The 9112-nt window shown below is 69.3% G+C and carries 7 protein-coding genes and 1 pseudogene; 4 read left to right on the forward strand and 4 right to left on the reverse strand.

The annotated features are described in order from the left end of the window. The first annotated feature begins 362 nt into the window (after positions 1-362). The gene (locus tag QZT59_RS17765) at positions 363-848 is read left to right on the forward strand and encodes a universal stress protein (RefSeq protein WP_290819229.1); all 486 of its coding nucleotides are present in this window, start codon (positions 363-365) and stop codon (positions 846-848) included. A gap of 105 nt (positions 849-953) precedes the next feature. Here the strand turns inward: QZT59_RS17765 and QZT59_RS17770 are convergent, their stop codons facing one another. The 4 genes from QZT59_RS17770 to QZT59_RS17785 all read right to left on the reverse strand — a co-directional run bounded on the left by QZT59_RS17770 (position 954) and on the right by QZT59_RS17785 (position 5630). Then, positions 954-1892: a biotin--[acetyl-CoA-carboxylase] ligase gene (locus QZT59_RS17770; RefSeq protein WP_290819224.1), complete on the reverse strand. Its 939-nt coding sequence runs from the start codon at positions 1890-1892 to the stop codon at positions 954-956. A gap of 90 nt (positions 1893-1982) precedes the next feature. Next, positions 1983-2558 (reverse strand): hypothetical protein, encoded by a 576-nt coding sequence (locus tag QZT59_RS17775; RefSeq protein WP_290819225.1) that lies wholly within the window; start codon positions 2556-2558, stop codon positions 1983-1985. Positions 2559-2562: 4 nt separating this feature from the next. Continuing rightward, positions 2563-3543 (reverse strand): tyrosine--tRNA ligase, encoded by a 981-nt coding sequence (locus QZT59_RS17780; RefSeq protein ID WP_290819226.1) that lies wholly within the window; start codon positions 3541-3543, stop codon positions 2563-2565. 251 nt (positions 3544-3794) lie between these two features. Continuing rightward, a complete protein-coding gene (locus tag QZT59_RS17785) occupies positions 3795-5630 on the reverse strand; it encodes an ATP-dependent DNA ligase (protein ID WP_290819230.1) in 1836 nt (611 codons plus the stop codon). Positions 5631-5929: 299 nt separating this feature from the next. On the opposite strand from QZT59_RS17785, the gene QZT59_RS17790 reads away from it, so the two are divergent. The 3 genes and pseudogenes from QZT59_RS17790 to QZT59_RS17800 form a co-directional block, all read left to right on the forward strand. Then, on the forward strand, positions 5930-7483 hold the full coding sequence (locus QZT59_RS17790; RefSeq protein ID WP_290819227.1) for a hypothetical protein: 1554 nt from the start codon (positions 5930-5932) through the stop codon (positions 7481-7483). A 90-nt stretch (positions 7484-7573) separates the two neighbouring features. Then, entirely contained in the window at positions 7574-8566 is a 993-nt protein-coding gene (gene cofD, locus QZT59_RS17795) for a 2-phospho-L-lactate transferase (RefSeq protein WP_290819228.1), read from the forward strand. A gap of 1 nt (position 8567) precedes the next feature. Beyond that, positions 8568-9112: pseudogene (locus tag QZT59_RS17800) on the forward strand (dihydropyrimidine dehydrogenase); the annotation flags it as partial.

A 9112-nucleotide genomic window follows, 5' to 3' on the forward strand; every position in this document is an offset into this window, starting at 1 on the left:
CCCGCCTAACGCGCAGCAAGCAGCCCGCCTAACGCGCAGCAAGCAGCCCGCCTAACGCGCAGCAAGCGGCCCGCCTCACCTGCCAAAAAGCGACCCGCCTAACGCGCGGCAAGCGACCCACCCGACCTGCCAGCGAACGGCCACGAGCATCCAACCCAACGTACGGACGGTTGGCACGGAGACTCCCGTATAGGGCCCAGGAACGTCCTACGCCGGACCGTCGGGCGGACGGCCTCGAATCGGACGCGGCCGACCGGGCCGTCGTTCGGGGAACAACTCGATCCGTCCCACGGACGCGTTTCCGGGTCGAATGCCGCGATACTGTTATTACGGTGGCCGTTAGTATGATACCACATCACACGATGTACGATCGGATCCTCGTACCCACCGACGGCTCCGTGGAGGTCGAGCGCGCCGTCGAGCACGCGCTCGACTTGGCGCGCAGCCACGACGCCGCGATCAGAACGGTCTACGTGGTGAACGCGGCTAACTACGGCGGCCTCCCGATGGAGACGGCGTGGGACGGAATCGGGGACGCCCTGCGAGACGAGGGATCAGCGGCGGTCGAGCGGGTCGAGGAACTCATCGCCGAGCGGGCCCCCGATCTCGTGGTCGAGACGACGGTTCGCGAGGGATCGCCGAGCCGAGTCATCGTCGAAGAAGCGCAAACGAGCGACTGCGACCTCGTCGTGATGGGGACCCACGGCCGCGGCGGGATCGACCGACTCCTCCTCGGCAGCGTCACCGAGCGCGTCGTCCGGACCTCGCCGATCCCCGTACTGACCGTCCGCGTCGGAACGCAATCGGCGACGGAATCGAAGAGGGAGCCGATTGCGCGCGTGGACTGAGTCGGACCGTACGGATATCTCGGCGGCGTCCGACGAGGCGGAGATCGGTGAGGTTGTGCACCGGAGAACGACGCGTCTGGAGTGGTGACGATCGTCCGGAGACCCTCAGGCGGGACGCAAGTGTTCGCAGTCCCCGGCCGTCACCGTGACCCGACCGTCTTCCGTCTCCACGATCAGCGCGCCGAACTCGGTTACGTCGACGGCTCGACCCTCGATCGCTTCGTCCGGGAGCGTCACCCGGACCCGTCGATCGAGCGTCAGCGCCAATTCCCGCCAGCGCCCGACCGTGGCGTCCAGGTCCGAGCGCCGCTCGTAGAAGCGCTCGAGCAGCCGCTGGACGAACGTCCGGCGGTCGACGTCGCCGGATTCGGCGCGGAGGCTGGTCGCGCCGTCGGGGAGACTCTCGGCGTCGAGGTTCGCGTTCAGGCCGACGCCGCAGACGAGCCAGTCCACGCGGTCGGTCTCCCCTTCCATCTCAGTGAGGATTCCGGCGAGCTTGCGGTACCCGCGGTCGACGTCCGCCGGAACGACCACGTCGTTGGGCCACTTGATCCGCGCGTCGACGCCGGCCTCGCGGGCGGTCGCCGCCGTCGCCACCGCCGCCGCGAGGGTGAAAAGCGGCGCGCGGGCGGGCGGCACGTCGGGTCGACAGACGATGCTGAGCCACACGCCGCCGGCGGGCGACGCCCACTCGCGGTCGAGCCGACCTCGACCGCCGATTTGCTCGTCGGCGACGACCACGAGATCGGCCGCGCCGTCGGCGGCGAGTTCTCGAGCGCGCGCGTTCGTACTCTCGATCGCGTCGTGGTACTCGACCTCGAACGGCGCGTCGAGACCGTACTCGATCGTCGCCGCGTCGTAGCCCGTCACGTCGGCCAGGACGTACCCGGCCGGACCGCCCTCGATCTCGAAGCCCGCCTCCCGGAGCGCCTCGACGTGCTTCCAGACGGCCGCCCGCGAGACGTCCAGCGCGTCGGCGATCTCGGGACCGGTGACCGGTCCGCCCGCGAGGGACTCGAGGACCGCCCGTCGCGTCTCGTTCATGTGAGCGTGCGAGGGCTCGACCACCTTCAATCGGCCGGGTCGGCGTTTCAGGTTGCGTGCCAAGGGCGGCGAGCACCGTCTCGCGGTCGGTCAGCGGTCGCGGACGAAGAGGACCGCGAGCAGAACGAACAGTGCCAGTTCCGTCAGGATCGCCGCCAGCGCCCACGGATCGCCGGCGAGGTGCGCCACGACCATCTCGTGGGCCGGGGCGTCGTGGTGATGAGCCTCGCGACCCGGAAGAAACGCCCCGTGACCGAAGTAGTGCCAGGCGACGTATCCGAGCACGTACGTCCACACGAGGACCATACCGGCGGCGTAGATCGGTCGTCGGGGCGCGCCCATCGCGACGGCGTTGACGCCGGCGATGATCGCGATCGCGGACAGGACGAACGCGAGCGGCCGGGGGTGAGTCGATAGCAACGTCGGATCCGCCGCCAGCAGCTCGACCAGTCGGAGGAATCCGAGATCCGGATGGAAGAGGTGGATGGCAGCGACGGCGAACGCCAGTCCGGCCGCGACGTACCGGAGTCGCTCGACCGCCGCCAGCGAGCGCCAGTCGACCGCTCGGGACTCCCCGCCCGCGTCAACCCCGCGGCCGTCCCCGCCCCGGGTTCCGGTCCCCGGACCGTCTCCGCCGCCCGCGTCCGTCCCGTGGCGCTCGCTCATCGGCTCATCCGCTCAGTTCCCGGAGCGCCTCCCGACCCGGTTCGATCAGCTCGTTCAGGTAGCTCGCCAGCGTTGACTTTGCATCGGCGGGGTGGAGCTCGCCGACGTCCAAGTCGTCGGCGAGATCGTCGTAGCGCTCGTAGGTAACGTTTCCACCGTACTGATCGGGGCGTTCGACCGTCACCGACTCGAATCGCGGGAACACGTGGTACTCGAACAGCTCGAGGACGGGATTCTCGAGGTCGCCCTCCGGATCGCGCTCGGGCGGACAGAACGCCGAGTTGACCTTCTCCTCGAGGTCCGCGGCTGAATCCTCCATGGAGATGGTGACGCCCTCGCTCGAGGACATCTTCCCCTCCCCCGACGTGAGGTCGGCGACGATCGGCGTGTGGATCGCCGGCCGGACGTCGTAGCCCAGGTCGGGTAGCTCCTCGCGGGCGAGCATGTGCACCTTCCGTTGGTCCAGCCCGCCGACGGCGAGGTCGAGGTCGAGGTACTCGATGTCGAGCGCCTGCATCAGCGGGTAGAGGACGTGGCTGACCGTCGCGGTCTCCCCGCCCTGAATCTCCGCCATCGCGCGTTGGGCCCGGTTCAGCGAGGTCGAGAGCGCCATCTCGTGGAGATCGAGCACGAAGTCCTCTTCGAGCTGGTACTCGGAGCCGTAGACGAACTCGGTCCGGTCCTCGTCGAGCCCGTAGGCGAGGAACTGGGCTCGCATCCGTTCGGCGGTCTCGCGGATCTCCTCGAACGTCCCCTTGCCGTTCAGGTAGGCGTGGACGTCGGCCAGGAGCACGACGACCTCCATCCCCGCGTCCTGGAGGTCGATGAGCTTGTTCGCCGTCAGGAGGTGCCCGATGTGGAGTACGCCGGAGGGCTCGTAGCCGACGTAGGCGCGCTTTTCCGCGGGAGCTTCGGCCAGCTCGCGCACCTCCTCGTCAGTGACCACCTCCTCGGCGTTTCGGGTGATCAGCTCGTATGCGTCCATGTGTGTGTCGAACCGGCGGACCGATTTATGACTTCTCAAACGTGAATTCGTCCGGGGCGAGGCGGGCGCCGAATCCGAGTTCCGATGATCGGGCCACCGATCTCTCGTTTGAGGAGCCGTTCGACCCGCCCTCCCGAAGTCGCTCTCCCGCGAGGCGCTCGACCCGCCCGCCCGAAGTCGCTCCCGCGAGGCGCTCGACTCGCCCGCTCGAAGTCGCTCTCCCGCGAGGCGCTCGACCCACCCACCCGAACTCACTCTCCCGCGAGGCGCTCGACCCGTTCGACCGTATCGGCGCCCTGCGGATCCAGATCGTCGCGAACGGTCACGAACCGTGGAAACCGAAGCGCGTAGCCGGATTCGTAGGTCGGCGAGCGCTGGATCTCCTCGTAACCGACCTCGAACACGACGGCGGGGTCGAGATCGACCTCCTGGCCAGCTTCGGCCTCGACGTGCGGTTCGAGCAGGTCGGTCAACTCCGCGAGCTGCTCGTCCGAGATGCCCGTCGCGACCTTACCGATCGTCGCGTAGTCGTCGCCGTCACGGACGGAGAGTTCGAACGTCCCGAGAAACGTGGCTCGGCGTCCCTCACCCCACTCGGCGCCCGTCACGACGAGATCGAGCGTCTCGACGTCGGGCTTGCGCTTGAGCCACTGCTTGCCGCGACGCCCTGGAGAGTACGCCGAGCCCGGGTCCTTGAGCATGATCCCCTCGTGGCCCGCGTCGAGGGCCTCGGCGTCGATCGACTCGATCTCGTCCGGGTCGTCGGTGATCCACAGCAGCGACAGTCCCTCGACCTCCTCGGCCGGGGAGTCATCCGCGGCCCGAACGGCGTCCCCGGCGTCGCCGGTACCCGCGTCGCCGGAATCCGCGTCGCCGGAATCCGCATCGCCGGAACCCGAAACGCCGCCCCGTAGAAGACGTTCGAGCCTGTCGTGTCGTGCGGTCAGCGGTTGGTCGAGTAAATCGTCGCCGTCCGCGTGCAGGCAGTCGAAGAAGACCGGCCGGACCTCGACGTCCTCCCTCGCTTTCGCCACGTCGTGTTTGCGTCGAAACCGCCGGAGGACCTCCTGGAACGGAAGGGGATCGCCGGATTCTTCGATCGCCACGACCTCGCCGTCCAAAATCGCCGGGACGTCCAGCGTCTCCTCGGCGAACTCGACGACTTCCGGGAGGGCGGCCGTCACGTCCTCCATGTTGCGAGAGAAGACGCCGATCTCGCCGACGGCAGCCTCGCTTCCCTCACCGGCGCCGTCGTCGCTTTCACGGAACGGCTCGCCGCAGTGTAGTTGAATGCGCGCGCCGTCGTACTTCCACTCGACCGCGGCTTCCGGCCACGCTTCCAGCGCCTCGGTCACGGAACCCGCCTGCGCGAGCATGGCCTGCACGGGGCGACCGATCTCCAGCTCGACCGCCTCGAGTCCGGCGTCCCCCTCCGCTCGCGCGATCTCGGCGACGTGTCCGTAGTCGTTAGAGACCTGGAGCGCCCGCTCGACGTCCTCGACCGGGACGTCGAACGCCCCCGCAATCGCGTCCCTGACCGTCCCCTCACCGACGCCGATGCGCATCTCCTCGAGGACGAGCCGCGCCAGGTACCGCGCTTCGTCGGGCGAGCAGCGGTTGAATAGCCCGAAAAGGAGGTCGACCTTCCGGTCCTGGCTGCCCGAGCCCCCGGCCGCCGCGACGTCGCACAGCGTCTCGTCGACGTCGGCGACCGCGAGCTCGCCACCCCCGGCGGCGTCCGAGCCGTCGGCGCCGCTCGCGAACGCGGCCAGTCCTTGCTGGCCGCCGAAATCGTAACTCGCCGCCACGTCGCCGATCTCGCCGATCTCGGCCAGCCGCGATTCGACGTCGTCGCGGCTCAGGTTCCGGCCGGCCGCGCGGGCGATCGCCTCGTGGCAGGCGCTCGGCCCGACGTCGAGTTTCCGGGACGACCACGCCGGAAAGACCCGTCCCTGAACGAACCGCGCGACGACCGGGAGATCGTCCCCGGCGGTCCCGAACAGCTCCGCGACGAGGTCGACGATCTCCAGATCGGCCGGCTCGTCCTCGATCTCGCGGGCGCGATCGGCGAAGGCGGCGAACTCCATCGTGTCGGGGTAGGCGTCGGCCACCTCTTAAGCTATCCGTCATCGCACGTCCGGACGGAACGGGCCGGGGCGGACGGGGAGAACCCGAACGCACCAGCCGATCGTACCGAGCGAACATACTTTGCGGCCGGGTGGGAGCGTCTCTGCGACCCTGATGGCAGCTGGAAGGGAAGCGTCTCTGCGGCCCTGATGGCCGCCGGGAGGGAACGTCTTTGCGGCCCAGATGAAGCGTCTCGGGGCGAGCGGAACGACCGAGGCGCAGACGCACCTTTCAAGGGCGTGGTCGACGGACCTCCGGCATGACCGAATCGGATCTCGCGGCGCGGATGGCCGACGTGCTCGCGGTCGATCCCGAGGAGTACCAGGCCCGCGTCGAGTCGGAGGCGAGCGAGCTGCGATCGGCGCTCGACGACGGCGCCTTCGACAACCCGCAGGCGATCGTCGGGTTCGAGTACGAGTTCTACGCCGTCGACGCCGAGGACGCCTCGCTCGTGCGCGTGCCGCGGCGGCTCCTGGAGCTCATCGGCTTCGAGAAGGAGCTCGGGCTACACAACGCCGAGATGACGACGAGCCCCCAACCGCTCTCGGCGCACGGACTCAGGGCCCAGGAGTCGGAGGTGAAAGCGCGACTCGAGACCGCGCTCTCGGTCACGGATACGGAGGGACTCCAGCTGGTGAGCGACGGCATGTGGACCATCCCGCCCGAAGGCGAGCGAGCGACGGACTACCTCACCGACAGCGTCGACCGCTCGATCGACGTCGACGGCGACGAGCGATCGGTTCGCGTCGCCGCCAACATGAGCGACTCGGCGCGCTACCACGCGATGGCGAACACGGATCGGGCGGCCGCCGCGGGAATGCGCGTCGACGCGCCCCACGTCACGATCGACGCCGACACCGTCATGCCCGAGAGCCTCATCACGTCGATCCAGCCTCACTACCAGGTCCCCCACGCCGCGGACCTGCCGGCGTACTTCAACTACGCGCTGCGGATCGCCGGTCCGCTGCTCGCCCTCGGCGTCAACTCGCCGTTCTTCCCGCCGGATTGTTACGACGAGGGAACGACCGCCGAGGACGCGCTCGCGGACGGCTGGATGGAACACCGGATCGGCGTGTTCGAGACGGTTCTCAACGCCGCCGCGGAGGAGCCGGGCAAGGTTCGATTCCCGACCGATCTCTCCTCGACGGCCGAGGCGGTCGACCGGATCGCCGTGGACGACACCATCGTCCCGATGCCGGTCGAGAAGCGGGGACGGTACGACGATCGGTTCGCGCACTTCCGGCGCACCCACGGCACCTACTGGCGCTGGGTCCGGCCCGTCTTCGACGGCGCGAGCCGATCGGCGGCCAACGCGCGCATCGAATTCCGGCCCGTCCCGGCCCAGCCGACGGTGCGCGATTCGATCGCGTTCCAGGCCGCCTTCGCGGGGTTGATGGAGAGCTTGATCCGCCTCGAACACCCCGTCGCCGACCTCGACTGGCAGATCGCCCGCGAGAACTTCTACGCGGCGATGCGCGACGGGCTGGCGGCCGACCTGTTCTGGATCACCAACGACGGAAAGGAGACGACCGAGGTCGCCGAGCTCTACGACGACCTGCTCGCTCACGCCGCGGACGGCCTCACAACCCGCGGACTTTCCGAGGAGGAAGTGGCCGTCTACGTAAACCCGCTGCGCGCTCGGGTCGAATCCGGGGTGACGCCCGCCCGGTGGAAGCGCGACGTGGTGTCCGAACGCGTCGGGGACGGCGACGACCTCGAGGCGGCGATCGAGTCGATGCAGCGCCGGTACGTGCGACGACAACGAGAGACGCTGCTGGAGGGCACGTTCCGGGACTGGCTCGACGGTCGATGAGAGGACGACCGAGAGCGGAGCGACCGATCGTCGGAGGGAATCGCCCCGGGGGCCGCAATTGATTAAATGCCTCCTCCGCAAGGATGACTCATGGTCACGTTCCTCTCCGGGGGCACCGGCACGCCGAAACTTCTCGACGGTGCCACGGCGGCGTTCACGCCGGACGAGACGACGGTCGTCGCCAACACGGGCGACGACGTCGAGCTCGGCGGCCTCTTCGTCTCTCCCGACGTCGACACGTTGCTGTTCCAGGGCGGCGGGATCCTCGATCGAGAGACGTGGTGGGGGATCGACGGCGACACGCACCGCACCCACGAGGCGCTCGGAGAACTCGCGAACGCCGCGGACCTTCCGACGGGCCCGCAGTACCTCCCCGATACCGAACAGACGGCCGGGCGCGAGATCTCGCGCTGGCGGCGGTTCTCGGGCGTCGGCGAGTTCATGACGATCGGGGACCGCGATCGCGCGGTCCACCTCACGCGGACCAGTCTCCTCGACCGCGGAAATTCTCTCTCGGAAGCGACGGCGTTGCTCGCGGGAGCGTTCGGTATCACGATCGACGTGCTGCCGATGAGCGACGACCCCGTCGCGACCCTCGTCCACACGGAAGACGGACTCCAACACTTCCAGGAGTACTGGGTCGCTCACCGCGGGGAGCCGTCGGTCGAAAACGTCGAATTCCGCGGCTCGGCGGACGCCTCGCCCGCCCCCGGAGTCCTCGACGCCCTGGACGACACGGTCGTGATCGGCCCCTCGAACCCGGTGACGAGCATCGGACCCATGCTCTCGCTGTCGGGATTCGGCGATGCGCTCGCCGAGACGACGGTCGTGGCCGTCTCGCCGTTCCTCGGCGACGAGGCGTTCTCGGGTCCGGCCGGCGAGCTGATGGCGGCCGTGGGGGCAGAGCCCGGCACGGCGGGGCTCGCCGCGGCCTACCCGTTCGCGGACGCGTTCGTGGTCGACGAGGACGACGACGCCACCTTCGAGCGACCGACCGTCGAGACCGACATCCGCATCGACTCTCCCGACGACGCGAGGCGGGTGGTCGACGCCGTCGCGCGAGCCGTCGACCGCGTAGAGTGAGATGTTCGAACCCCGCCTCGCCCTGGCCAGCCTCAGCGGACGCTCGGACGCGGCGTGGGCGCGGGCCGGCGCGGCGGACGCCGGCGCCGCGTTTCTCGGGGGCATCGCGCTGGACGAATCGGCGCGGTCGGCGGCGCGCGACCTGGTCGCCCGCGGACGCAACGAGTTCCTCCCGCCCGATCCGATCGCCTTCGTCGACGACCAGCTCGCCAGCCTCGCGGACGCCCCGATCCGCCCCGGCTTCAACGTCCGGTCGACGAGCGTCGACCCGATCCGCGAAGCCGCCACGATCTGTCGCGATCGGGGTGCGTTTCTCGAGATCAACGCCCACTGCCGGCAGGACGAGCTCTGCGCCGTCGGCTGCGGCGAAACGCTCCTTCGCGACGCCGATCGTCTCGCCGACTACGTGGCAGCCGGCGTCGATCAAGGGGCGATCGTCGGCGTCAAGGTTCGGGCCGAACTGGCGGGCGTCGACCTCGCGGCGACCGCGCGGCGGATCGAGGCGGCGGGCGGCTCGTTCGTCCACGTTGACGCGATGGACTCGGA

Source organism: Halovivax sp. (assembly GCA_007119345.1).
Lineage (GTDB): Archaea > Halobacteriota > Halobacteria > Halobacteriales > Natrialbaceae > Halovivax.

What these genes read in the sequence shown, in the direction of transcription:
- QZT59_RS17770 (WP_290819224.1), bottom strand. Translation starts at nt 1,892, where the DNA reads ATGAACGAGACGCGACGGGCGGTCCTCGAGTCCCTCGCGGGCGGACCG.
- QZT59_RS17790 (WP_290819227.1), top strand. Translation starts at nt 5,930, where the DNA reads ATGACCGAATCGGATCTCGCGGCGCGGATGGCCGACGTGCTCGCGGTC.
- QZT59_RS17775 (WP_290819225.1), bottom strand. Translation starts at nt 2,558, where the DNA reads ATGAGCGAGCGCCACGGGACGGACGCGGGCGGCGGAGACGGTCCGGGG.
- QZT59_RS17765 (WP_290819229.1), top strand. Translation starts at nt 363, where the DNA reads ATGTACGATCGGATCCTCGTACCCACCGACGGCTCCGTGGAGGTCGAG.
- QZT59_RS17780 (WP_290819226.1), bottom strand. Translation starts at nt 3,543, where the DNA reads ATGGACGCATACGAGCTGATCACCCGAAACGCCGAGGAGGTGGTCACT.
- cofD (WP_290819228.1), top strand. Translation starts at nt 7,574, where the DNA reads ATGGTCACGTTCCTCTCCGGGGGCACCGGCACGCCGAAACTTCTCGAC.
- QZT59_RS17785 (WP_290819230.1), bottom strand. Translation starts at nt 5,630, where the DNA reads ATGGAGTTCGCCGCCTTCGCCGATCGCGCCCGCGAGATCGAGGACGAG.